This window comes from Nocardioides sp. cx-173 (assembly GCF_021117365.1).
Lineage (GTDB): Bacteria > Actinomycetota > Actinomycetes > Propionibacteriales > Nocardioidaceae > Nocardioides.
Window position 1 is genome coordinate 271194 of record NZ_CP088262.1, and the last position, 23361, is coordinate 294554.

A 23361-nucleotide genomic window follows, 5' to 3' on the forward strand; every position below is an offset into this window, starting at 1 on the left:
GGCTTTTACCGTGTTGATCCGCGCCGGCCTCGGGGCCATCGTCGCGGTGGTTGCGGCCATCGCGGCGACCGCCACGCCGGCGCAGGCCGACTCCACCGTGACGGTGCGAGGCGTGGCCTTCCCCGACAGCTCCGTGCAGCTGGGGGCCGTCGGCTGCGAGTCCGTGCTCGCCCGCACCGCCGAGACGATGCAGCCACGCATCGGGCGCGGCAACGGCGCCCCCGTGGCCGGCCAGCGCAGTCTCGGCTACGACCTCGCCGGCGGGAACGCCATGGGAGCGCTGTTCTCGGTGCCCTCCGTGACCCGCACCGCGGTCGCCGGCATGGCCGTGCAGGCGCCGGGCGGCGCCTCTGGCGTCGCCTACGCCGGCTACCGCTCGCCCGCCGACGCCGGCACGAACCTGGTGTGGTTCGGCCGCGCACCGCTGACCGCGGTCCCCGGTGGCTGGCAGCAGGTCGACGCCAGCCGGCTCTCCTACACCTGGACCAAGTACGACCTCGGCACCGGTCAGGTCGTGGCGCCTCCCACCGCCGCCGCACCGAGCACCGCGCCCGCGTTCGCCGCCGCCCACGGCGGTGACGGCCCCGGGCTCTTCACGGTCGGCTTCGGCTGCGACGGCCGCCCGTTCAGCATGGACGCGGTGCGCGCCGGCACCGCCGGTGACGTCACGACGTACGACGTGGAGGGGCTGCTGACCAGCACCGAGATGGTGGGCGCGCGCTCCAGCGTCGAGGCCGGCGAGAGCGTCGACCTCGTCGGCCGCCTCGTGGTCCCCGGCGGCGTCGTACCGCACGCCACGCTGGTCCTCGAGGAGCTGGCGGCGGGCGCGAAGCGATGGCGGGTCGTCTCCGTGGTCGCCGTCGGCGACGACGGACTGGCCCACGCGCGGGTGACGCCGCGGACCCCGACCTCCTACCGCTGGCGCTTCGTCGACCGGCCCCTGGCCGAGGGCAGTGAGTCGCCCTCGCTCCTCATCGACGTGGTCACGGCGGCTGCGCCGAGCCCGACCCCGTCCGCCGAGCCGAGCCCCTCCGCGAAGCCGAGCCCGTCCGCCAAGCCGAGCCCGTCCGCGACCCCCGTCCCGAGCCCCTCGTCCCCGTCGTCGCCGGCCCCCTCGTCGCCGTCCCCGTCGGCGCCGTCCCCGTCGGTCCCGTCGGTCCCGTCGATCTCCCCCACCCCCACCCCCTCCCTCTCCCCGTCGTCGGTGCCCTCGCCGACGCTCCTCCAGGAGCCCGGCCCCACGGGATGAGGCGCCAGCTGCCGCGGCGCCACGACCTGGCTCCGCTGATCAGGTTCAGGCGGCCGGTGCTGTCCCCGCGCGAACGGCGCCTCGTCGGCGCCCTCACGGTCGAGGATCTGCGCCGGATCGCCCGGCGGCGTACGCCGAAGGCCGCGTTCGACTACACCGACGGCGCCGCCGACGGCGAGGTCTCGCTGGCGCGGGCGCGCCAGGCCTTCGCGGACGTGGAGTTCCACCCCGCGATCCTGCGCGACGTCTCCTCGGTCGACACGTCGCGGGAGGTGCTCGGGGCCCGGGCCGCGCTGCCGTTCGGGATCGCGCCGACGGGCTTCACGCGGATGATGCACGCCGAGGGGGAGGTGGCCGGCGCGACCGCCGCCGCGGCGGCCGGCATCCCGTTCGCGCTGTCCACGATGGGCACCACCTCGATCGAGGACGTGGCGGCCGCTGCGCCCGGCGGACGGCACTGGTTCCAGCTGTACATGTGGAAGGACCGGGAGCGGTCCATGGCGCTCGTCGACCGCGCGGCCGCAGCTGGCTACGACACGCTGCTGGTCACCGTGGACGTCCCGGTCGCCGGCGCCCGGCTGCGCGACGTACGCAACGGCATGACGATCCCCCCGACCCTGACGCCGCGCACGGTGCTCAACGCGATCCCGCGTCCCGGCTGGTGGCTGAACTTCCTCACCACCGAGCCCCTCGCCTTCGCCTCGCTGGACGCGTGGTCCGGCACCGTCGCCGACCTGCTGGACACGATGTTCGACCCCACCGTGACCTTCGAGGACCTGGCGTGGATCCGGTCGCAGTGGCCGGGCAAGGTGTCGGTCAAGGGCGTGCAGAGCGTCGACGACGCGCGGCGGCTGGCGGACCTGGGCGTCGACGCGATCGTCCTGTCCAACCACGGCGGCCGCCAGCTCGACCGGGCGCCGGTGCCGTTCCACCTGCTGCCCGACGTCGTGCGCGAGGTCGGCGACGACCTCGAGGTCCACCTCGACACCGGCATCATGTCCGGCCAGGACATCGTGGCCGCCCTCGCCCACGGGGCCCGCTTCACGATGATCGGCCGCGCCTACCTCTACGGCCTCATGGCCGGCGGTCGCCCCGGCGTCGACCGCACCCTGGAGATCCTCGCCGGCCAGCTCGAGCGCACCCTGCGCCTGCTCGGCGTCACCACCCTCGACGAGCTCGAGCCCCGCCACGTCACCGCGCTGCGGCGGCTGGGGCCGGTCGGCTGAGTGGATGGATACCCGGCTGACCGGGTATCCATCCCGCGTCCGTACTTCGCGGGCGATTCGCGCGCTTGTCAGGGGTTGCAACCCCTGACAAGCGCAGGCATACCCGGCTGACCGGGTATCCATCCCGGCGGCGACCAGCGTCAGCGCAGACCCGCGGCGGCGCGAGCGAGCGCCTCGACACGCGACCAGTCGCCCGAGTCGAGGACGGCGGCGGGGGTGAGCCAGGAGCCGCCGACGCAGCCGACGTTGGGCAGGGCGAGGTACGTCGGGGCGCTCGCCGCCGTGATGCCGCCGGTCGGGCAGAAGCGGGCGGTCGGGACGGGGGAGGCCACCGACCTCAGGTAGTCCACGCCGCCCGACGCCTCGGCGGGGAAGAACTTCATCGACGCGTAACCGGCCTCCAGCACCGCGAGAGCCTCCGACACCGTGGCCGTGCCCGGCAGGAACGGCAGGCCCGTGTCCGCCATGGCGCCGAGCAGCGTGGGCGTGCAGCCGGGCGAGACCAGGAAGCCGGCGCCGGCGTCGGCGGCCTCCTTGGCCTGCCCGGGCGCCACGACGGTGCCGGCGCCGACCAGGATCTCGGGCACCTCGTCCGCGATCGCGCGGATCGCGTCGAGCGCGACCGGTGTGCGCAGCGTGAGCTCGATGGCCGGGAGCCCGCCGGCGACCAGGGCGCGGGCCACCGGCACCGCGTCGGACAGGCGCTCGAGGACGACGACCGGCAGGACCGGGACGACCTCCAGCAGTGAGGGATGCCGGGACTCAGACAGGCTGGGCAAGGGGCACCTCCGTGGCCGGGAAGCCGTACGCCGGGAAGACGCTCGCGCCGGCGTCGGCGGGGCCGACCGTCGCCCGGAACGCCGAGAACAGCTCGCGGCCGGTGCCGGCCCACTCCTCGCCCTCGGGGGCGCGGCCGGTGGGGACGCGCTGCTGCAGGGCGAACACGTCGTCCACGAGCAGCCGGCCCGTCACCGCGTCGACGGTGATGAGGTCGCCGTCGCGCACTCGCGAGAGCGGGCCACCGAGGGCCGCCTCGGGGGTGACGTGGATGGCGGCCGGGACCTTGCCGGAGGCGCCGGACATCCGGCCGTCGGTCACGATCGCGACCCTCTGGCCGCGGTCCTGGAGTACGCCCAGGGCCGGGGTCAGCTTGTGCAGCTCGGGCATGCCGTTGGCGGCCGGGCCCTGGTAGCGGATCACCGCGACCAGGTCGACGCCGTCCAGTCGCCCCTCGGCGAACGCCGCCAGGAAGTCGGCCTGGTCGTCGAAGACCAGGGCCGGCGCGGTGACCACGCGGTGCTCCCGGCTGACCGCGGAGGTCTTGACGACCGCCGTACCGAGGGGGCCGGTGAGGACCTTGAGCCCGCCGTCCGCCGCGAACGGGTCGGTGGCCGGGCGCAGCACGTCGCGGTCGAGGCTGGCCTTGGGGCCCTCCTCCCAGGTGAGGTCGGCACCGCGCAGGACCGGCTCGGTCGTGTAGCGGCTCAGGCCGTGGCCCATGATCGTCTCGACGTCCTCGTGCATCAGCCCGGCGCGCAGCAGCGTGTGGATCAGGAAGCCGACGCCGCCGGCGGCGTGGAAGTGGTTCACGTCCGCGGAGCCGTTGGGGTAGATCCGCGCGAGCAGCGGCACGACGGCCGACAGGTCCGAGAGGTCCTGCCAGGTCAGCGCGATGCCGGCAGCCCGCGCGATCGCGACCAGGTGCAGGGTGTGGTTGGTCGACCCGCCGCTGGCCAGCAGCGCCACGCAGGCGTTGACGATCGCCCGCTCGCTCACGATCTCGCCGACGGGCGTGGGCTCGCCCCCCTGCCGGGTGATGGCCACCGCCCGGGTCGCGGCCGCTCGGGTCAGCGCCTCGCGCAGCGGGGTGCCGGGGTTGACGAACGACGAGCCCGGCAGGTGCAGGCCGAGCACCTCCATCAGCAGCTGGTTGGAGTTGGCGGTGCCGTAGAAGGTGCAGGTGCCGCGCGAGTGGTACGACGCCGACTCGGCCTCGAGCAGCTCCTCGCGGCCGACCTTGCCCTCGGCGTGGAGCTGGCGCACCCGAGCCTTCTCGCCGTTGGGCAGGCCGGAGGCCATGGGCCCGGCGGGCACGAACACCGTCGGCAGGTGGCCGAACGACAGCGCGCCGATCAGCAGCCCCGGCACGATCTTGTCGCAGACCCCGAGCATGAGGGCGCCGTCGAACATGTCGTGGCTGAGGGCGATCGCCGCCGACATCGCGATCACGTCGCGGCTGTAGAGCGAGAGCTGCATGCCGTCGCGGCCCTGGGTGATCCCGTCGCACATGGCGGGGACGCCGCCGGCGACCTGGGCGATCCCGCCGGCGCGGACGGTGGCCTGCTTGAGGACCGGCGGGTACTCGCCGTACGGCTGGTGCGCCGAGAGCATGTCGTTGTAGCTGGTGACGATCGCCAGGTTGGGCTTGGTGCGCCCGCGCAGCGCGGTCTTCTCGGCGGGCTCGGAGGCGGCGAGGCCGTGCGCGAGGTTGGCGCAGCCGAGCCGGCCCCGGGCGGGGTGCTGGTCGGCGGCCGCGCGGATGCGGGCGAGGTAGGCGCGACGGCCGGGGGCGCTGCGCGCCACGATCCGCGCCGTCACCTCCGCCACGACGGGGTGGGTGGTGGGGCTCATGCGTCGGACTCCTGCCAGTGTCGGCCGTCGCGCTCGAGGAGCGTGGCGGCGGCGGTCGGCCCGCTGGTGCCGGCCGGGTAGCGCTTGGGGCGCTCGGGCGACGTCGCCCACCGCCTCAGGATCGGCTCGACCCAGGTCCACGCGGCCTCGACCTCGTCGCGGCGCATGAACAGGGTCGGGTTGCCCCGCATGACGTCCATGAGCAGCCGCTCGTAGGCGTCGGGGCTGCGCTGGGTGAACGTCGTCGCGTAGCTGAGGTCCAGCGACACCGGCCGCAGCCGGATCCCGCCTGGCCCGGGCTCTTTGGCCGTCAGGTGCAGACGCATGCCCTCGTCGGGCTGGACCTGGATGTGCAGCCGGTTGGGCGAGGTGGCGCCCTCGCTGTGCGGGAACATCGCGTGCGGGGGCTCCTTGAACACCACCACGATCTCCGACATCCGCCGGTCCAGGCGCTTGCCGGTGCGCAGGTAGAACGGCACCCCGGCCCAGCGCCAGTTCTGCACCTCGGCCCGTACGGCGACATAGGTCTCGGTGCTGCTGGTCGGGTGGCCCACGTCGTCGGCGTACGACGCTGCCGGCAGCCCGTCGACCAGACCCTCGCAGTAGCGCCCGCGCACGGTGTCGCGGTCGACGTCCTGGGGCGACATCGGCTTGAGCGCCTGCAGCACCTTGAGCTTCTCGTCGCGCACCGTCTCGCGACCGACGTACGTCGGCGGCTCCATGGCGACCAGGCAGAGCAGCTGCAGCAGGTGGTTCTGCACCATGTCGCGCAGCGCGCCGGAGGTGTCGTAGTAGCCGCCCCGGTCCCCGACGCCGAGGATCTCCGCGGCGGTGATCTGGACGTGGTCGACCCAGCGCGAGTTCCACAGCGGCTCGAGGAAGGTGTTGGCGAAGCGCGTGACGAGGAGGTTCTGCACGCTCTCCTTGCCGAGGTAGTGGTCGATGCGGAAGATCTGGCGCTCGGAGAAGACCCGCCCGACCTCGTCGTTGATGGCGAGCGCCGAGGCCAGGTCGCGGCCCACGGGCTTCTCCAGGACCACCCGCGAGCTCTCCTCGACCACGCCGGCGGCGCCGAGGCGCTCGCAGGTGGGGCCGAACAGCGACGGCGCGACGGCGAGGTAGAAGACCCGCACCGCCTCCTCGTCGGTGGGCCGGTCCTTGAGGAGGTCGTGCAGCAGGTGCCAGCCCTCGGGCTCGTGGGAGTCCAGCGTCAGGTGCCGGACCCGGCCCAGCAGGCGGCGTACCGCGCCCTCGTCGAGCTCGTCGGCGACGACGTGGCGGTGCAGGCCCTCCTGCACGACCTGGCGGTAGCCCTCGTCGTCGAGCTCGGAGCGGGAGACGCCGACGATGCGCGTGGCGTCGGGGAGCCGGCCCTCCAGCTCGCGCTGGTAGAGCGCCGGCAGGAGCTTGCGCAGCGCTAGGTCGCCGGTGCCGCCGAACACGGTGAAGTCGCACGCCGGGAGGTCGGCGGCGAGCTCGGTCGTGGGCAGGGTCACCTGGCCACGGTAGGGAGAGAAGGGCGCTCTCGACAAGCACTACTTAGGTATTTTGCAAACCAAAGTGACCGGCCCGCCCTACGAGGGAGGGCGAAAGCGCCTAGGATCCGGGGCGTGACCTCCGCCGGCGACGTACTCGACCTGGTGCGGTCGGGACGGGCCAGCACCCGCTCCGAGCTGCGCCGGCTGACCGGGCTGTCCCGCACGGCGGTGGTCGCCCGGGTCTCCGCCCTCGCCGAGGCCGGACTGCTGCTGGTGGGCGAGGAGCTCGCCTCGACCGGCGGGCGGCCACCCGGCAGCATCGTGTTCCACCAGGACGCGGGCGTCGTGCTCGCCGCCGCCATCGGCCGCTCCCGCTCCCAGCTCGCGGTCTTCGACCTCGTGGGGGAGGAGCTGGGCTCGTCGTCCCTCGACCACGAGGTGGGGGCCGGACCCGAGGCGGTGATGCCGCCGGTGGCCCAACACCTGTGCCGCCTCCTCGACGAGACCGCCGGCGGTCGGGCCGTGCTGGCCGTCGGGGTCAGCCTGCCGGGCACCGTCGACCCGGTCCGCGGCGTCAGCGTCGACTCGCCGGTCATGGGTGGCTGGGACGGCGCCGACCTGGCGCCGTACCTCGCCGAGGTCGGAGCCGCACCGCTCTACGTCGGCAACGACGCGGACGTCCTGGCGCGCTCCGAGCGGCTCGGGCACGCCGCCCGCTTCCAGGACCTGCTCGTCGTCAAGGCCTCGACCGGGCTGGGGCTCGGCATCATCGCCGAGGGCCGGGTGGTGTCCGGGCACCTCGGCGGCGCCGGCGAGATCGGGCACACCAAGGTGGACGCCGCCGACGGCCGTCCCTGCCGCTGCGGCGCCACCGGCTGCCTGGAGACCCTGGCCGGCGGCTGGGCCCTCGTCGCGCGGCTCACCGAGCAGGGCCGCCACGTCGGCCACGTCCGCGACCTGGTCGACCTGGCCCTGTCGGGCGACGCGGACGCCAAGCAGCTGCTGCGCGAGAGCGGACGCCGGCTCGGCGAGGTCCTCGCCGTCGCGATCAACCTGCTCAACCCCGAGGCCGTCGTCCTCGGCGGCGACATGGCGGCCGCCTTCGACGTCTACGCCGCCGGCGTACGGGAGAGCGTCTACGCCCGCGCCTCGGCGCTGGCGACCCGCGAGCTGCAGTTCCTGCCCTCGACCTTCGGCGACCGCGCCGGCCTGGTCGGCTGCGCGTCCATGGCCCTCGACCAGGTCCTCAATCCCGCCGCCATCGACGCCCGCCTCTCCCAGCGTCCCGACCCGTCCTGAGCCCGCCGCCGGGGTAGTCCCGGACGCTTGTGTTGTTGAAACGCCGTTCCCACCGACACGATCGTCAGGGACTACCTCGCATGGGTCGATCCGGATGAGCGGGCGGCGAACCGGCCCGGGGGGACGCCGAGGACGCGCTTGAAGTGGCGGGTCAGGTGGGACTGGTCGTGGAAGCCGACGTCTGCGGCGACGCGGGCGGCGGGGACGCCGTCGAGCAGCAGGCGCCGGGCCGCGTCGACCCGGCGGCCGGTGAGGTAGCGGTGCGGTGAGATGCCGAGCTCGCGACGGAAGGTGCGGACCAGGCGTACGGGCGGGGCGTCCAGCTCGGCCGCGGCCTCGGCCAGGCTGATGCCGTCGACCAGGTGGGCGTCCAGGAGCTCGCGCAGCCGCGCCGCGAGCCCAGGATCCCGCACCGCGTCCCGCACCGCGTCCCGCCCCGCGTCCGCGACCGGGGCTCCTCGCAGATGGGCTCCCAGCCGCTCGACCACCAGTGCCAGGTCGGAGGCCGCCTCGAGCTCGTCGCCGGGTCGGCCCAGCGCGTCGTGCAGGGCCCGCACCCGCCGCAGCAGGGCCGGGTCGCCGCTCGTGGGCTCGTCGACGGCGCGCCCGGAGCGCCCGGGGTCCAGGACGTCGGCCTCCAGGTAGACCACCCGCTTGCGGAAGCCCTCCTCGGTCGCCCCGCGCCCGTCGTGCGGCACGTGCGGCGGAAGCAGCGTCACCGACGCCCGGCGGGTGGCGTGCTCGTGGCCGCCCAGGTCGTAGACGACCGTGCCGGTGTCGACCAGGAGCAGCGTCCACGTGTCGTGGGTGTGCGACGGGTACGCGTGGCGCGGGAAGTGCGCATGCAGGACCTCGGCGACCCCCGGCACCGGCGGCCGCCAGGCTCGGATCGAGGGCCCGCGCTCCATGTGCCGAACGTACAAGACCGCCGCGCCCCGCCGGGTCACGATCGAGGCATGCACGAGGCCCTCACCCCGCCGTTCGACACCAAGATCGCCCTCCTGGTCCGCGACGACCTCGTCGCCTGGCAGCGCCTCAACGTCACCGCATTCCTCGCCAGCGGCATCACGGCCGCGTCCCCGCACCTGGTCGGCGACCCGTACGCCGACGCCGACGGCACGGCGTACCTGCCGCTGCTGGGGATGCCCGTCCTGGTCTTCCAGGCCGGCGGAGACATCCTGCGCGCGGCCCGGGAGCGGGCGCTGCGGCGCGGGCTGCCGCTGGCGGTCTACACGAGCGACATGTTCCGCACCGGGCACGACGCGGCCAACCGCGCCACCGTCGCCGCGGTCGCCGGCGCCGGCCTCGACCTCGTCGGCCTGGCCCTGCACGGTCCCAAGAGCGCGGTCGACAAGGTCACGAAGGGAGCACGCCTCCATCCCGCCGACTAACGTCGGCGTCATGCGGATCAGCGAGTGGGGCACGACGCCCTCCGGCGAGACGGTGCACCGCCTGGTCCTCGGCTCCGCCCCCGGTGCGGTGCTGCACGTGCTGACGCTCGGAGCCACGGTGCACCGGCTGGAGGTGGAGGCAGGGGGCCCGCGGCGCAACATCGCCCTCGGCCACCGTGATCCCGCCGACTACCTCGGCTCCAGCGACTACATCGGCGGCACGATCGGCCGCTACGCCAACCGGATCGCCGGCGGGCGCACCACGCTCGACGAGGACGAGCTCACGCTCGGCGCACACGACCGCGGCAACCACCTGCACGGCGGCCCCGACGGCTTCGACCGGCGCGTGTGGGAGGTCGTCGACGCCGGCGCGGACCACGCCGTGCTGAGCCTGGTGAGCCCCGACGGCGACCAGGGCTTCCCCGGCACCGTCCGGGCCCAGGTCACCTTCACGGTGACCGGCCACGCCGTCGGCGTGGAGCTGGCGGCGACGACCGATGCCCCGACGCTCGTGAACCTCACCTCCCATGCCTACTTCAACCTCGACGGCGAAGGAGCGGGCACCATCGACGAGCACCGCCTCACGGTGCCCGCCGAGCGCTACACCCCGGTCGACGCCACCGGCATCCCGCTCGGCGACCACGCGCCGGTGGCCGGCACGGCCTTCGACTTCCGGCGACCAGCGGCGATCGGACCGAGGGTGCGGCGCGACGAGGAGCAGATCGTCCTGGCCCGCGGCATCGACCACAACTACGTCGTTGACGGCAAGGGCTGGCGCACCGCGGCCGTGCTCGAGTCGCCCGCGTCGGGCACCCGACTGACGCTGCGCAGCGATCAGCCGGGGCTGCAGGTCTACACCGGGAACTTCCTGGACGGCAGCCGACGTACCGCCGAGGGAGGGCTCTACCGCCAGGGCGACGGGATCGCCCTGGAGCCGCAGCTGCACCCCGACTCCCCGAACCGGCCCGATTGGCCCTCCGCCGTCCTGCGCCCCGGCGAGACCTACCGCCACCGCCTCGAGTGGGAGCTCTCCGCGATCGGCCGATGAGTCGACGACGTCGCGGTAGTCAGCCCGGTATGGACATCCTCGACCTCGGCCCCGCCACGGCGACCATGCGACGCCTGGTGCTCGGCATCGGCGACGACCAGCTCGCCCTGCCCACCCCGTGCACGGCGTACACCGTCGGCGACCTCGTCGAGCACGTCGGCGGCGTGGCTCTCGCCTTCACCGGTGCGGCTCACCGCCGACCCGTGCCCGGCGCGGACGGAGGCGGCGAGGGGGACGCGTCCCGGCTGGAGGAGGGCTGGCGCCACCGCATCGTGCGTGACCTGGACGTCCTGGCCGAGGCCTGGCGCAGTCCCGCGGCGTACGACGGGATGACCGCGGCGGCCGGCGTGGCCCTGCCCGGCGCCGTCGCCGCCCGGATCGCGCTCGACGAGGTCGTCGTCCACGGCTGGGACCTGGCGCGCGCGACGGGCCAGCGCTTCGACGCCCACCCGGCCTCGGTGGCGGCCTGCCTGGAGTTCGTCTCCGGCTTCGACGTGCCGCCCGAGGCCGGCGACGGCCCCTTCGGGCCTCCGGTCCCGCCTCCGTCCGACGCCACCGACCTGGAGCGGCTCCTCGCCCTCACCGGCCGCGACCCGCGCGCCCGGTGACCTCCGGGGGCGGCCGCCCCAGATTTCACCGACCCCCACACGCTCCGGTAGCCTTCCCGGCGGTGGCGTGTCCGAGCGGCCTAAGGAGAACGCCTCGAAAGCGTTTGTCGGTGCAAGCCGACCGAGGGTTCAAATCCCTCCGCCACCGCCAAGTGAGACACGTGAGAACCCTCAGTGAGCGAACGCTCGCCGGGGGTTCTTGCGTTACTGCCCGCGCCAGAGGCGAGGACGGCCACCACGGGTGTCATTGGCGCGCGCACAATTGCGTTCGGCGAGCAGCCGACGAGCTTCGCGGCGCGGTTGTAGGACACCCATTGAGGAGCCCTAGCGGCGCGTTCACGAACGGCGTCGCCATCAACAGGAAGGGGCTGGCCTTCCTTCCGAGAGGCTAGCTGACCAGTGCGGGCGATTGACCGACGTACTTCGGGGTGCGGTTCAGGACGGTGCCCGCTTCTGTGGTGGTCAGCCAGTCCCGAGAGGTCACCCAGCCAGTATCCGGTTGGCTGGGCCCGATCGAGCAGCAGGACGTTGGCAGCCGCCATCTGTTGCCGCTCTGCTGTCCCATCCCGACGGCCCCTACCGGGTATGTGACCCGCCGCGCAGGATCCGTGTCCCAACGGTCAATCTTGCATAGTCCTTTTGGGTCATTTGAGGTTCTGTGGGGACTAAATCATGCCTTAGCAGCCCGTAGCAGCCGTCTGCCTGAGAGAGTCCGCCGTGATATGCCGAGAGGCTCTCCAGACGGGCCGCCGGTCTCTCAAGGAGCTCAGTTGTGGCTACTTCGACACAACGATCGCGTCGCTTCCAGGTTGGTTTGGGGGCGAGCCTCAGCGCGGCATTGTTCGCCTCCTCGCCGCTGGCACAGCCTGTCTCCGCTCAGCCGGGAGTCGCCCGCGCGTCGGGAGCGCACCTACCGAGCAGTTCAGAGTCGGTGCCTGTCGAGGACGAGGTCGGTCTCGTTCCCGACCTCGCCACTGCTACCACCAACACGTATCGCGAGGCTGATGGCTCCCTGACGCTGCAGTCGTTCACTGAGCGCGTGAACTACCAGGACGAGGACGACTCGTGGGTTCCCATCGAGAACGAGCTGGTATCGGCGCCTGGTGCTGCCTATGAGGTGATGAATGCCGCCAACAGCTTCGAGACCAAGATCCCCAGTGATCCTTCGGTCACGCCGGTGAGGTTCGAGGCCGAGGGCGCGTGGGTCACCATGCGCATGCACGGCCTCGATGACGCATCACCTGCCGTGGATGGAGCCGAGGCCACCTTCGACGATGTTGACGGCGCCGACGAAGTGACCTACGCCGTGACCAACAGCGGTCTCAAGGAGGACATCCTTCTGGAAAGTGCGCCCTCAACTTCCGACCCGGCCCTCGAGTACACCTACAGCCTCGACGCCAGCGCCGGCATCACACCGGTCATGGCGGAGGAGGGCTCGATCGAGTTCCGCGACGCCGCAGGTGACGTCAAGGTCCTGATGCCGGTGGCGTACATGTTCGACTCCGCAGCCCCGGACCCCGCGTTCAGCTACGACGTGGACTACGACCTCGCCCCGACTGGAAGCGGATGGGAGGTGACGGTCACCCCGGACATGGACTGGCTGCTCGACCCCGCCCGGGTCTACCCCGTCACAGTGGACCCTTCGCTGGCTCAGGAGCCCCCCTCGAAGGACTGCTGGATCCGCGACAGCACCCCGACCGGCAGCAACTGCGGCGACGCCTCGACCTTTATCAAGGTCGGACGGAGCACCGCGCCGGCAACGTTCCGGGGTCTGCTGGACTTCAACACTTCGTCGATCCCCACCAACGCCGACATCTCGTACGCAGGCGTCGCCCACCACCGTGGGTGCAGCCCAGCCCTACGGCGCCATCTTGAAGGCTGATTTCGCCGCCAGTTTGAGCGGTGTAGGCGACTTCGAGTACTACCGAACTGACGCTGCGCTTGTCAATAACGACGCGTGCCCGACCTGTATCCGCCAGGTGACCACCGCCCGTCTTGATAGCAGTTATCAGATTCGTTGCGATTCCATGACTTACTTCAATCAATCACCTGGTTGTGTGGTGCCAGCGGCGGAGCCAACCTTTGGGCTCAGTATGTCGAATGAGAACGTCGACGAGTCGGCAGAATTCATCAAGCGCGTTCAGGAGACTGTGGCGCCGTGGGGGGTCGCAGAACCCTACTGGCTCACTCGGACGACGCCTGAGTATCGAGATCTGAACAGAAAGGCGGCGTGCAGAGGTTTCGATCGTCAGGGTAAATCATGCGATGAATTCCCGTTCGCAAGCACGCTCCAGGGTTGTTTCACCTGGGCGAGCGAGTCAAGTTGCAACGCTGCCTCAGTGGACCTGCAAGACAATGTGAGGGCTGGCCGGAAGCTTGGCGCATTCTATAGGCGTGAGAGAATAATGCGATCTCGATCGGACGACCAGTTTTATGTTAAGATCTATCCATAAGTTGTTCGAATGATTATTAATGCACTTGATGGCGCTTACTACGTCATGAATGAATTCTTCGACGGACCACTCCCGTTGATAGGAGACGGGGCTATTTCAATTGCGGCCGCGAAGGACCTCGCCATTGTCTCTACCCTGGCGAACTGGGAACCGGTTCGCGTCCATCTTGCAGTGGATTCGGTTCGGGTTCGGCTGGGCGACGGATGGCCCACCAAGGTGGAAAAGGTGGTGGAATTTAGCGGCCCGGTCCGGGTAACCGACATGGAGTTCGACCCGAACGATAGCCCGATCGTTGACATCAAGCCTGGGCCGTACCTCGTTCAGGTTTTTGCGAGGTCGGTCGAGTACGTCGCTCAGCGGCCCAAGCTGCAGGTGGACGACGTGGCCATGGAGCAACACCTGGTCTTCTTGTCGCCGTTCCGGTGACAAGGTTGGGGGCGTCCGTTGCTGTACAGGATCGGGCATGTGTCACCCGATCAGGAGACGAGCGGTGTATTACGTGTGTGAGGACGTCAGTGAGCCAGCGGTCTGAGCTCGTACCCGCGCGGGATGAGGTGGACGACTTCGATGAGTTTGTCCAAGCGCGAATCCAAGCGCTCCATGCTTTCGCCGCTTCGCTCACCGGCGACCATCATGAGGCATGGGACCTGGTTCAAGACGCCCTGATGCGTCTGGCGGTGGCATGGGACCGCGTCGACTGCGCGCGTAACCCTGACGCATACGCGAGGACGATCCTGGTGAGGCTCAACCTCAACCGCCTTCGTCGACTCGGACGCGAGACCCGCGCCTACGTCAGGTTCAAGACGGACGACTCGACGCGACAGCCTCAGACGGCGGAGCCACCAGACCCTCAGACTTGGCTCGCGGCCGCACTCCACGCGCTTCCCGCGCGTCAGCGAACCGCAGTCGCTTTGGTTCACGTTTGGGAGTTCACCCTCAGCGAGGCGGCCGAATTCATGGGCTGCAGTCCGAACACCGCCAAGACGCACGTCGCCCGGGGCATGAAGACCCTGCGTGCTGTCACATCCGAAAGGAAGGACGATGTCGACTAACGACTCCTCGGATCGGGAGCTGCGAAACGGTCTGCGTGATCTGGCTCGGTCTGAGCCGAACTGGCGACGCGCCCCTGGTAGGCAAGAGCTGATGCGGCGGCACCGAGCGCGCCGGCGAGGGCTTGCTGTTGGCGCGGTTCTTGCTGTCTCGCTCGGGGCGGTAGCCGGTGGAGTTGTGGCAGTCGCCCGACCGGGCTCGGACCCAACCGCCATTGCCTCTGAGGCTGGCGAGAACGACTGTATCGATCCCGCTATATGGGAGCAGGTGATCGACGATCAGACCCAACGTGCCGAGTCGCCAACTGGGGCCGTCATCGACCTGACTGCGAGCAGTGTCGATGTGCTTGCTGTGCGCAGCACGAATGCCAAGACGCGAGAGGTCGACGTCAGCGATCGGCGAGGTCGCCCTGGCACCTACACGGTGGTCAGGGTTGGCCAGGCGTGGGCGGTCACTAAGGGGCTGGGCTGCGGCGCAATGTCAGGAGCTCCGAAAGGTGGGGACTGCCCGCCAGTGGATGTCCCCAGCGCCTCGCCCGGCACGATTATCAAGCAGGTCTGCTGATCCTGCCTGCATCCGTGGCGGAGGTCGGAGTTCTGGTGCCATGTATCGGGATATGCGCACCCGCGCCGTATGACGGCGCTAAGCGTCGCATCGACGACGCTCTCAAGATCATCCGCCCGCTTGAGCGCATTGGACAAGACCACCCGGCTCACCCCGAGTTCCGTGCCGATGGCTGTGTAGGTCCAACCGTCACGTCGTAGGACAACTGCGCATTCAGAGCCTCTCCAGTCACCCTCGCCTGGTTGGTGGGCCGAGCTTTGATCCCACGAGCTTTCAAGTTGTTGAGCACGGTCTCTCCATCAATGCCGTACTTCTCACCGCGTCGTTCGATGACATCCCCGCCTGGTAGTCAGCGATCACCTGATCCATCTCGGCAGTAGCCAGCCGACGCTGCAGCTGCTGCAGGCGTCGTCCCACCGGCAGATCCACTGCCCTGTCTGGGGGATGCGCGAGCACTCGAGCCGCTGGACCCCAGATCGAACGGGTCCAACGTTGTGTCAGTTGGGCCGCCAGTACAAAACAGCCTCTGACCTGGGGAAACCTTGGGCCAGAGGTTGTTTTGCTTGGGCAGCGTGCCAGATACGTGCCAGATTGCCGCAACCAGACACGCACCGTGCCCGATCCTGCCCATGCAAGAAGACGTATCGAGCGCAGGTCCCACGACTAACCACCACGGCACGAGCATCCTGTTCGCCGCACTCGACATCGCCGCCGGCCAGGTCACCGCCGCGTTGCAGCCACGGCACGGCCACCAGGAGTTCCAGGCCTTCCTGCGCCAGATCGAGCGGGCCTACCGCCACGGGGTCGACGAGTCGGGCGTCCCGGACGTCACCGGGTCCTTCTCCTCGCCGAGTGCGCAGCGCCCCGATCGGCCTACGGCAAAGCAGGCGGATCGGGGCGCTGGTCTACGCGAGACCACTTCTCGTAGATCTTGCGGATGACACCTTGGAAGAAGATCACCAAGGTTCCCTCGTCCTCAGCGTCGACCACCTCGGCGTGTGGCAGGTGCAAAGAGACGCCATTCTTGGTCTTCAGCAGTCGTTGCTTCTCCAGGTCATCTCGGACAGCGAGATAGAGGAAGGGCCCCGACGCCAGGTTCTCGGTGACCCATCTGTCCCACTCCGGCTCGACCCTCAGCAGATGCCAGGCCTTGTCGAACGCCTTTAGTTGGGCTGATGTCGCGTTGATGCTGAGCCATGCCGTGCTAATCCCAGAACGAGGCGGGTAGGCGGCCCCCACTTCACCGTCATTCGCATCGCGACCCGAGCCGCTCCTCACCACGAATTCGACAGTAGCGGTGACCATGCCGTGCGGCAAAGGAGTTCGACCCGAACGACAGCCCGATGATTGACATAAAACGGCGATAGCTGGTCCAGGTGTTTGCGAGGTCGGCTGAGTACGCGGCTGAACGGCCCAGACTGCAGGTGGACGACGTGGCCATGGAGCAGCACATGGTGTTCCTGTCGCCGTTCCGGTGACGAACGCGACGTAGGTCCAATCGGCGTGCGTACGGACATCGGTCAGATCCGCCACCCACAGCTGGTCCGGACCGGCCGCACGCTCTCCTGAGCGCCGCGTCGCCCAGTGCTCAGCGGCGCTCGTCGTCCGGCTCCGGCTGGTCGGGCTCGGTCGGCTCGACCGTGAGCGCGAAGTCGTCGCCGTGCATGATCACCCCGCTGACCACCGCGTCGTCGACGACCTGGGCGCCGTACGCGCGGCGCACCATCATCGGGTCGCGGCGCAGGTCGCGCAGGAGGGCCCAGCAGATGCCGACCATCACGAGAGCGAAGGGGACGGCGGCGACGATGGTGAGGTTCTGCAGGCCCGTCAGCGCGTCCTCGTCGATGAGCAGCATGACGGCGGCGACGCCGCCGGTGGCCACGCCCCAGAAGACGACGTTGAGGCGGCTGGGCTCGATGGTGCCGTTCTGGGAGAGCGTGCCCATCACGATCGAGGCCGCGTCCGCGCCGGAGACGAAGAAGATGGCGACCAGCACCATGACCAGGACGCTGGTGACGGTGGCCCAGGGCATCGTCTCGAGCAGGGCGAACAGCTGGCCCTCCGGCGTCGCCTCGCCGGCTAGGTCGATGCCGGCCTCCTGCGCGTGGATCGCCGCGCCGCCGAACACCGCGAACCAGACCAGGCTCACCAGGCTGGGGACCAGCAGCACCCCGGTCACGAACTGCCGGATCGTGCGCCCACGGGAGATGCGGGCGATGAACATGCCGACGAACGGCGTCCAGGACATCCACCAGGCCCAGTAGAAGATCGTCCACGCCGAGAGCCACTCCGACATCCCGTCGCCGCCGGAGGCGCCCGTGCGGGCCGCCATGGTGCCGAGGTCGGAGACGTAGCTGCCGAAGGTCGTCGGGATCAGGTCGAGGATGAACACCGTCGGGCCGACGAGGAACACGAAGAGCGCGAGCGCGACGGCCAGGACCATGTTGGTGTTGGACAGCCACTGGATGCCCTTGGCGACCCCGGACACCGCGGAGACGATGAAGCAGATGGTCAGGACGACGATGATGCCGACCAGCACGCCGTTGCCGACCGTGCCGATGCCCGCCACGATCTCCAGGCCGCTGCCGATCTGCAGCGCACCGAGCCCGAGCGAGGCAGCGGAGCCGAACAGCGTCGCGAAGATCGCGAGGATGTCGATCACCCGCCCGGCGGGGCCGGCCGCGCGGCGCTCGCCGATCAGCGGGGCGAACGCCGCGCTGATGAGCTGCCGGCGGCCCTTGCGGAACACGCCGTACGCGATGGCGAGCCCGACGACGGCGTACATGGCCCACGGGTGGAAGCTCCAGTGGAAGAGCGTCGTGGCCATCGCGGTCTGCACCGCCTGGTCGTTGCCGAGCTCGCCCGTCCCGGGCGGCGGCGTGACCAGGTGCGACAGCGGCTCGCTGACGCCGTAGAACATCAGCCCGATGCCCATGCCGGCGCTGAACATCATCGCCACCCAGGAGACCGTCCGGAACTCTGGCTCCTCGTCGTCACCGCCGAGCGGGATGTCGCCGTACTTACTGGCCGCGAGCCACAGCACGAACACGACGAAGCCAGAGGCCAGGATGGTGAACAGCCACCCGAGGTTGGTCACCGTCCAGGTCAGGGACTTGTCGGAGGCCGTGGCGAGGCTCTCGGTGTTGACCAGCCCCCAGATCACGAACGCGATCGCGATCACCGCGGTCACGGCGAAGACCACCCGGTCGAGCTGGGGGTGGGCGGGGTCCTTCGCGGCCGTGCTGGGCGGCTCCAGGGCCGGGTGATCCGGCAGATGGGGGCTGCCGGGAAGCACCGTGCTGCCCCGACGCGAACGCCGGGGCCGGCGGTGCGGGTGGCTGTGGCGGTTCGTCTCTGTGCTCATGGTGCCGCGCGCCGCTGCCTCGGCGCGGCCTTCCCGAGTGCGATGGCAGTCCTACGAGCCCACCACACCCACGGTGGCGGAGCAACCGCCGAGTGGACGGTCAGCTCGACCCGACTCAGATCTCGGTACGGCGCTCGCTGACCGTCTGGCTGCCGTCGGGGTGGACGGTGGTCGCAGTGCTGCGGGCGCGACGGCCGGCGTTCATGGTCACGGCGGACAGGATGATCACGCCGAGTCCGACCAGTGCGCAGATCCAGCCGACCATCTGCAGGTCGACCTCGTTGATGCTGTCCTGGACGGCGAGCGCCAGAACGAGTCCCACGACGAGGAGAAAAGCTCCGAGTCCGTATCCCATAGCGAGCTCCTTCTTCCGTGGCCCCTGCGGTGGGCGCCAACCCCGGCCGCTTACCCGGCCAGCGGTCGCCCGAAACATCCGACGGTCAGCCGCCAGGGCGGTCCTCGTCCAGGCAGAGCGCCACCAGGACGCCTGGGCGGCGCTCGGTGAAGACCGCCCAGCCCTCCTCGAACGAGACGTGGTGGAGCCGGCCGTGCCGGCGGATCAGCGCCGATCTCGGCTGGACCTCGGCGCCGAATCCGGCCTCCGCGCAGTCGTGGCGCTCGAGGGCCCGCGCCAGCCTCGTCGGCGGGTCCGGCAGGTCCACCGTCGAGAGCGGCGGCTGGGGCCGGGACGGAGGGGGGCTCGGGCTCCCGACCAGGCCGAAGGCCAGCACGACCACCGCCACGAGCACCAGCGACTTGGCCACGGACAGCGCGAGGGCTGCACTCGAGGGAGGTCTGCGCCGCATGTCGTTCTCCTCCTGCCGAGCTCCTCGTCTGCCCAACGAGGCACGGTGGGGCGGGTCACGCCGCGCCGCGGAGGGGGGCGGTGCGCCAGGATGGGGGCATGACCTGGTTCGCCTCGCCCGCCGACGCCGCCGAGCGTCTGACCGCCGCCGGCTACCTCGCCGACGCGGCCACTGCCACGACGACCTTTCTCGCCGGGGCGCTCGAGAAGCCGATGCTGGTCGAGGGGCCGGCCGGGGTGGGCAAGACCGAGCTGGCCAAGGCCGTCGCGCGTGCGACGGGCTCCGAGCTGGTGCGGCTGCAGTGCTACGAGGGCCTCGACGAGGCGCGTGCGCTCTACGAGTGGAACTACAAGAAGCAGCTGCTGCGCATCCAGTCCTCGCACGGCGAGCAGGAGTGGTCGGCGACCCACGACGACATCTTCACCGAGGAGTTCCTGCTGACCCGGCCGCTCCTGACGGCGATCCGCCGCGAGGAGCCCACCGTCCTGCTCATCGACGAGGTCGACAAGACCGACGTGGAGGTCGAGGGGCTGCTGCTCGAGGTGCTCTCGGACTTCCAGGTCACCATCCCCGAGCTCGGCACGGTGTCCGCCGTACGCCGGCCGCTCGTCTTCCTGACCTCCAACGCGACCCGAGAGCTGTCCGAGGCCGTCAAGCGTCGCTGCCTCTACCTGCACCTCGACTACCCCGACGCCGAGCGCGAGCGCGAGATCGTCGCCTCGCACGTGCCGGAGCTCGACGACCGGGTGGCCGAGCAGCTCGTCGCCACGATCGGTCGCCTGCGCGAGCTGGAGCTGAAGAAGGCGCCGTCCATCGCGGAGTCCGTGGACTGGGCCCGCACGCTGATCGCGCTGGAGATCCGCGACCTCGACGACAAGGCCGTCAACGACACCCTCGGCGTGGTGCTCAAGCACGCCTCCGACCACGACCGCGCGGTCCGCGAGCTCCGGCTGAACAGATGACTCCCGCCGCTCCCCGCTCGGGTCTCGTCGACCGCCACATCGCCTTCCTCGAGGCGCTGCGGGGGGCCGGGCTGCCGGTGTCCCTGGCCGAGGACCTGGACGCCGTCGCGGCCCTCACCGCCCTCGACTGGTCCGAGCGCCTCGTCATCCGCGACGCGTACGCCGCCACCCTGGTCAAGCGGCGCACGCAGCGCCCGACGTTCGAGGCGCTCTTCGACATCTACTTCCCGCGTCTGGTCGGCGCGGGCGCGGCGCCGTACGGCGAGGAGCAGGGCCCTGACGAGTCCGGCGCGCGCGACAACGGGCAGGCGCTGGCGAGTTTCCGGCAGGAGCTGCTGGAGGCGCTGACCGAGGGCGACGAGCAGCGGCTGGCCAGGCTCGCGGCCGACATGGTCGGCCGCTTCGGGGCGATGCCCGGTCGCGGACCGGGGCTGTCCTCGTGGTCGGCCTACACCGCGCTGCAGCGGGTCTCGCCGCAGCAGCTCGTCGACCAGATCGTGTCGGCGCTGCTGGCCCAGGGCCGTAGCGAGGAGGAGGCCCAGCGGGTGTCCGGGCGCCGGGTCGGGGCGTTCACCCGCCAGGTGGAGGACGACGCCCGCCGCCGGATCGCCGAGGAGAAGGGCCCCGACCACGTCGCCAAGGTGGCGACCAGGCCGAGCATCGACCGTGTCGACTTCACCGCCGCGCGCAAGTCGGACCTCGAGGAGATGCGCCGCGAGATCTACCCACTGGCCCGCCGGCTGGCCACCCGGTTGACCCAGGAGCACCACGCCCGCCGGCGCGGGCCGCTCGACTTCCGACGTACCGTCCGGGCCTCGATGTCCACCGGCGGCGTCCCCCTCACCACCCATCACCGGCCCAAGCGGCCGCACCGCACCGAGCTGGTCGTGCTCTGCGACGTCAGCGGCTCGGTGGCCAACTTCGCCCAGTTCACGCTGCTGCTGGTCTTCGCGCTGCAGGACCAGTTCCAGAAGGTCCGGGCCTTCACGTTCATCGACCACGTGCACGAGGTGACCCACCACTTCCGGCCCGGCGCGGACGTCGTGGACGTCATGGCCGACCTCGCCGCGAGCACCTCCCACGCCGCGCTCTGGGGGCGGACCAACTACGGGCGGGCGCTGGCGAAGTTCGAGGAGGCGCATCCCGACGCGCTCGGGCCCAAGTCCTCGCTGCTGATCCTGGGCGACGCGCGCTCCAACTACAGCGACCTCAACGCCGACGTGCTGGTGCGGCTCGCGCGCTCGGCGCGCCACGCCTGGTGGCTCAACCCCGAGGCGGTGCGCCACTGGGGCACCGGCGACTCGGCCGCCCGGACCTACGGCGACATCGTGCCGATGGTCGAGTGCCGCAACCTCACCCAGCTCGGCGAGTTCGTGCACGACCTCGCGGTCTAGCGCTCAACCCTTCACGGCTCCCGACAGGAAGCCCTGGGTGACCTGGCGCTGCAGGGCCACGAACAGGACGACGACGGGCAGGATCGTGATGAGCGCGCCGGCGGCCAGCGGCCCGATGTCGACCGAGCGTCCGCCGAGGAAGAGGTAGAGGCCGGTCGTGAGCGGCTGGTACTCCCCACCGGGCATGTAGAGCAGCGGCACCAGGAAGTTGTTCCAGTTCTGCAGGAACGTGAACACCGTGAGGGCCCCGATCCCCGAGCTGACGAGCGGCAGCATGATGCGCGTGAAGATCTTCCACTCCGAGGCGCCGTCCATCCGTGCGGCCTGCTCCAGCTCCTGGGGCAGGTCGGAGAAGAACGCCCGCATGAAGAACGTGCCGAACGACAGCCCGGTGCTCGCGAGCACCAGGTTGATGCCAACCAGGCTGTCGAGCAGCTGCATGCTGCGCAGCTGGTAGTACAGCGGGATCATGTAGGCGAAGAACGGCACGAGCAGCCCGAGGATCACCAGGTAGAACACCATGGTCCGGCCCGGGAACGGCAGCCTCGCGAAGACGTAGCCCCCCATCGTGGACAGCACCACGACGAGCGCCGTGCTCGGCACGGTCAGCAGGAAGCTGTTGAGCAGGTAGTCGCCGAAGTGTCCGACCGTCCACGCCGTCTCGAGGTTCTCCGTGGAGAACGACGAGAACAGTCCGAAGGGGTTGGTCGTGACGTCCTTGCTGTCCTTGAACGCCGTCGAGACGGTCAGCACCAGGGGGAAGACCATCACCAGGCACAGGGCGACCAGCGCGACATGGCGCAGGCCGATCGCCACGCGCCGCCGCGGCGTCGTGCGGTTGACGTGCTCGCTCATGCGCCCGTGCCCTCGAGGGACAGGCGGCGCTGCAGCCGGTTGAGGCCGACGGCGAACGGGATCGCCATGACGGTGATGATCAATGCCAGGGTCGTCCCGTAGCTGATGCGGTTGAGCTGGAAGGCGCTGCTGTAGGCGTAGGTCCCCAACGTCTCGGTGGCGCCGGCGGGACCGCCGCCGGTCATGACGAAGACGATGTCGAAGACGCTGAAGCCGCCGATGAGGGTGATCGTCGTGACCATCAAGAAGACCGGCATGATCTGCGGGAGGATCACGTAGCGCAGCCGCTGAGCCGGATTGGCCCCGTCGAGCATCGAGGCCTCGACCAGCTCGATGTCGACGTTGCGCAACGCCGACAGGACGATGATGAAGACGAAGCCCGAGGTCGCCCAGACGGCGGTGCCGAGCACGGCGTAGAGCGCGGTGTCCGGGTCGCCGAGCCAGCCGCGGGTGAGCGAGCCCAGCCCCACGGCGTCGAGCACGCGGTTGAGCCAGCCCCGGGTCGGGTCGTAGATCCAGCTCCACACCACGCCCACGGCCACCTGGGGCAGCACGTAGGGCAGGAAGAGCGCGGTCCGGTAGAGCACGCTGCCCCGCTTGACCGTCCAGACCAGCAGCGCGTAGCCCAGGCCGATGACGAGCGGGGCGACGGTGCCCAGGACGATCCAGATGACGTTGTTCTTGAACGCGCCCCAGACGTCGGAGTCCTGTGCCAGCTCGGTGAAGTTGGCCGTGCCCACCCAGGGCGGCGTGACGTCGATGCCGTTGAAGTCGACGAAGACGTAGTAGACGGCGTTGGCGAGGGGGAACAGGAGGAAGACGGCCACCACGGCCACCAGCGGCGCCACCATCAGCATGCCCAGCCTGGCCTGCGCCCTGCGGGTCGCCGGCGGCGCGTGGGACGCCGCGGGCCGCGATCCTCGCCGGGCCGGGTCTCGTGGGCGGGCCGGCGGGGTCGGCACCGCGGTCGTGGTCGTCACGAC

The 23361-nt window shown here is 70.6% G+C and carries 22 protein-coding genes and 1 tRNA gene; 13 read left to right on the top strand and 10 right to left on the bottom strand.

Annotated elements, in window-relative coordinates; all coding sequences use genetic code 11:
- Positions 1–10: 10 nt before the first annotated feature.
- Positions 11–1249 carry a hypothetical protein gene (locus tag LQ940_RS01265; RefSeq protein ID WP_231240984.1) on the top strand — a complete coding sequence of 413 codons (1239 nt, stop codon included), beginning with the start codon at positions 11–13 and terminating at the stop codon, positions 1247–1249.
- Positions 1246–2475 carry an alpha-hydroxy acid oxidase gene (locus tag LQ940_RS01270; protein ID WP_231240983.1) on the top strand — a complete coding sequence of 410 codons (1230 nt, stop codon included), beginning with the start codon at positions 1246–1248 and terminating at the stop codon, positions 2473–2475. Before LQ940_RS01265 ends, LQ940_RS01270 begins: the two co-directional genes overlap by 4 nt.
- Positions 2476–2615: 140 nt before the next feature.
- Here LQ940_RS01270 and eda read toward each other — a convergent pair whose 3' ends face one another.
- Genes eda through zwf form a run of 3 tightly spaced genes read right to left on the bottom strand, consistent with a single transcriptional unit; the run spans position 2616 to position 6602 of the window.
- Positions 2616–3254 (bottom strand): bifunctional 4-hydroxy-2-oxoglutarate aldolase/2-dehydro-3-deoxy-phosphogluconate aldolase, encoded by a 639-nt coding sequence (eda, locus tag LQ940_RS01275; protein ID WP_231240982.1) that lies wholly within the window; start codon positions 3252–3254, stop codon positions 2616–2618.
- Positions 3238–5106 carry a phosphogluconate dehydratase gene (edd, locus tag LQ940_RS01280; protein WP_231240981.1) on the bottom strand — a complete coding sequence of 623 codons (1869 nt, stop codon included), beginning with the start codon at positions 5104–5106 and terminating at the stop codon, positions 3238–3240. The genes eda and edd overlap by 17 nt, the downstream gene beginning before the upstream one ends.
- Positions 5103–6602: a glucose-6-phosphate dehydrogenase gene (gene zwf / locus LQ940_RS01285; RefSeq protein ID WP_231240980.1), complete on the bottom strand. Its 1500-nt coding sequence runs from the start codon at positions 6600–6602 to the stop codon at positions 5103–5105. Before zwf ends, edd begins: the two co-directional genes overlap by 4 nt.
- A gap of 114 nt (positions 6603–6716) precedes the next feature.
- Between zwf and LQ940_RS01290 the strand changes: the two genes are divergently transcribed.
- Entirely contained in the window at positions 6717–7883 is a 1167-nt protein-coding gene (locus tag LQ940_RS01290; protein WP_231240979.1) for an ROK family transcriptional regulator, read from the top strand.
- Positions 7884–7954: 71 nt separating this feature from the next.
- Here the strand turns inward: LQ940_RS01290 and LQ940_RS01295 are convergent, their stop codons facing one another.
- Positions 7955–8791 carry an AraC family transcriptional regulator gene (locus LQ940_RS01295; protein ID WP_231240978.1) on the bottom strand — a complete coding sequence of 279 codons (837 nt, stop codon included), beginning with the start codon at positions 8789–8791 and terminating at the stop codon, positions 7955–7957.
- Positions 8792–8839: 48 nt separating this feature from the next.
- Here LQ940_RS01295 and LQ940_RS01300 point away from each other — a divergent pair, with 48 nt between their 5' ends.
- The 8 genes from LQ940_RS01300 (at position 8840) to LQ940_RS21855 (ending at position 14435) form a co-directional block, all read left to right on the top strand.
- Positions 8840–9274, top strand: coding sequence for a DUF2000 family protein (locus LQ940_RS01300; RefSeq protein WP_231240977.1), 435 nt, complete (start codon positions 8840–8842; stop codon positions 9272–9274).
- A gap of 10 nt (positions 9275–9284) precedes the next feature.
- Complete coding sequence (locus LQ940_RS01305) at positions 9285–10322, top strand: aldose epimerase family protein (protein WP_231240976.1); 1038 nt, start codon at positions 9285–9287, stop codon at positions 10320–10322.
- 29 nt (positions 10323–10351) lie between these two features.
- Entirely contained in the window at positions 10352–10930 is a 579-nt protein-coding gene (locus LQ940_RS01310) for a TIGR03086 family metal-binding protein (RefSeq protein ID WP_231240975.1), read from the top strand.
- A 61-nt stretch (positions 10931–10991) separates the two neighbouring features.
- A tRNA-Ser gene (locus LQ940_RS01315) sits at positions 10992–11081 on the top strand.
- Positions 11082–11861: 780 nt separating this feature from the next.
- Entirely contained in the window at positions 11862–12812 is a 951-nt protein-coding gene (locus tag LQ940_RS01320; protein ID WP_231240974.1) for a hypothetical protein, read from the top strand.
- 211 nt (positions 12813–13023) lie between these two features.
- Entirely contained in the window at positions 13024–13383 is a 360-nt protein-coding gene (locus LQ940_RS21850) for a NucA/NucB deoxyribonuclease domain-containing protein (RefSeq protein WP_442939795.1), read from the top strand.
- Between the two features lie 45 nt (positions 13384–13428).
- Positions 13429–13809, top strand: a complete 381-nt coding sequence (locus LQ940_RS01325; protein ID WP_231365063.1) for a hypothetical protein — start codon at positions 13429–13431, stop codon at positions 13807–13809.
- Positions 13810–13937: 128 nt separating this feature from the next.
- On the top strand, positions 13938–14435 hold the full coding sequence (locus LQ940_RS21855) for a sigma-70 family RNA polymerase sigma factor (protein WP_442939782.1): 498 nt from the start codon (positions 13938–13940) through the stop codon (positions 14433–14435).
- 1435 nt (positions 14436–15870) lie between these two features.
- On the opposite strand, the gene LQ940_RS01330 is transcribed toward LQ940_RS21855, so the two are convergent.
- The 4 genes from LQ940_RS01330 to LQ940_RS01345 form a co-directional block, all read right to left on the bottom strand.
- A complete protein-coding gene (locus LQ940_RS01330; protein ID WP_231240972.1) occupies positions 15871–16302 on the bottom strand; it encodes a hypothetical protein in 432 nt (143 codons plus the stop codon).
- 283 nt (positions 16303–16585) lie between these two features.
- Positions 16586–18361, bottom strand: coding sequence for a BCCT family transporter (locus tag LQ940_RS01335; RefSeq protein WP_231240971.1), 1776 nt, complete (start codon positions 18359–18361; stop codon positions 16586–16588).
- A 115-nt stretch (positions 18362–18476) separates the two neighbouring features.
- Positions 18477–18716, bottom strand: coding sequence for a DUF6458 family protein (locus tag LQ940_RS01340; protein WP_269214187.1), 240 nt, complete (start codon positions 18714–18716; stop codon positions 18477–18479).
- Positions 18717–18801: 85 nt separating this feature from the next.
- Positions 18802–19167 (bottom strand): hypothetical protein, encoded by a 366-nt coding sequence (locus tag LQ940_RS01345; protein WP_231240969.1) that lies wholly within the window; start codon positions 19165–19167, stop codon positions 18802–18804.
- A 98-nt stretch (positions 19168–19265) separates the two neighbouring features.
- On the opposite strand from LQ940_RS01345, the gene LQ940_RS01350 reads away from it, so the two are divergent.
- Positions 19266–20129 carry an AAA family ATPase gene (locus LQ940_RS01350; RefSeq protein ID WP_231240968.1) on the top strand — a complete coding sequence of 288 codons (864 nt, stop codon included), beginning with the start codon at positions 19266–19268 and terminating at the stop codon, positions 20127–20129.
- A complete protein-coding gene (locus LQ940_RS01355) occupies positions 20126–21523 on the top strand; it encodes a vWA domain-containing protein (protein WP_231240967.1) in 1398 nt (465 codons plus the stop codon). Before LQ940_RS01350 ends, LQ940_RS01355 begins: the two co-directional genes overlap by 4 nt.
- 3 nt (positions 21524–21526) lie before the next feature.
- Here the strand turns inward: LQ940_RS01355 and LQ940_RS01360 are convergent, their stop codons facing one another.
- Together LQ940_RS01360 and LQ940_RS01365 are read right to left on the bottom strand one after the other, a co-directional pair.
- Complete coding sequence (locus tag LQ940_RS01360; protein ID WP_231240966.1) at positions 21527–22378, bottom strand: carbohydrate ABC transporter permease; 852 nt, start codon at positions 22376–22378, stop codon at positions 21527–21529.
- Positions 22375–23358, bottom strand: a complete 984-nt coding sequence (locus LQ940_RS01365) for a carbohydrate ABC transporter permease (protein ID WP_231240965.1) — start codon at positions 23356–23358, stop codon at positions 22375–22377. Before LQ940_RS01365 ends, LQ940_RS01360 begins: the two co-directional genes overlap by 4 nt.
- Between the last annotated feature and the right edge of the window lie 3 nt (positions 23359–23361).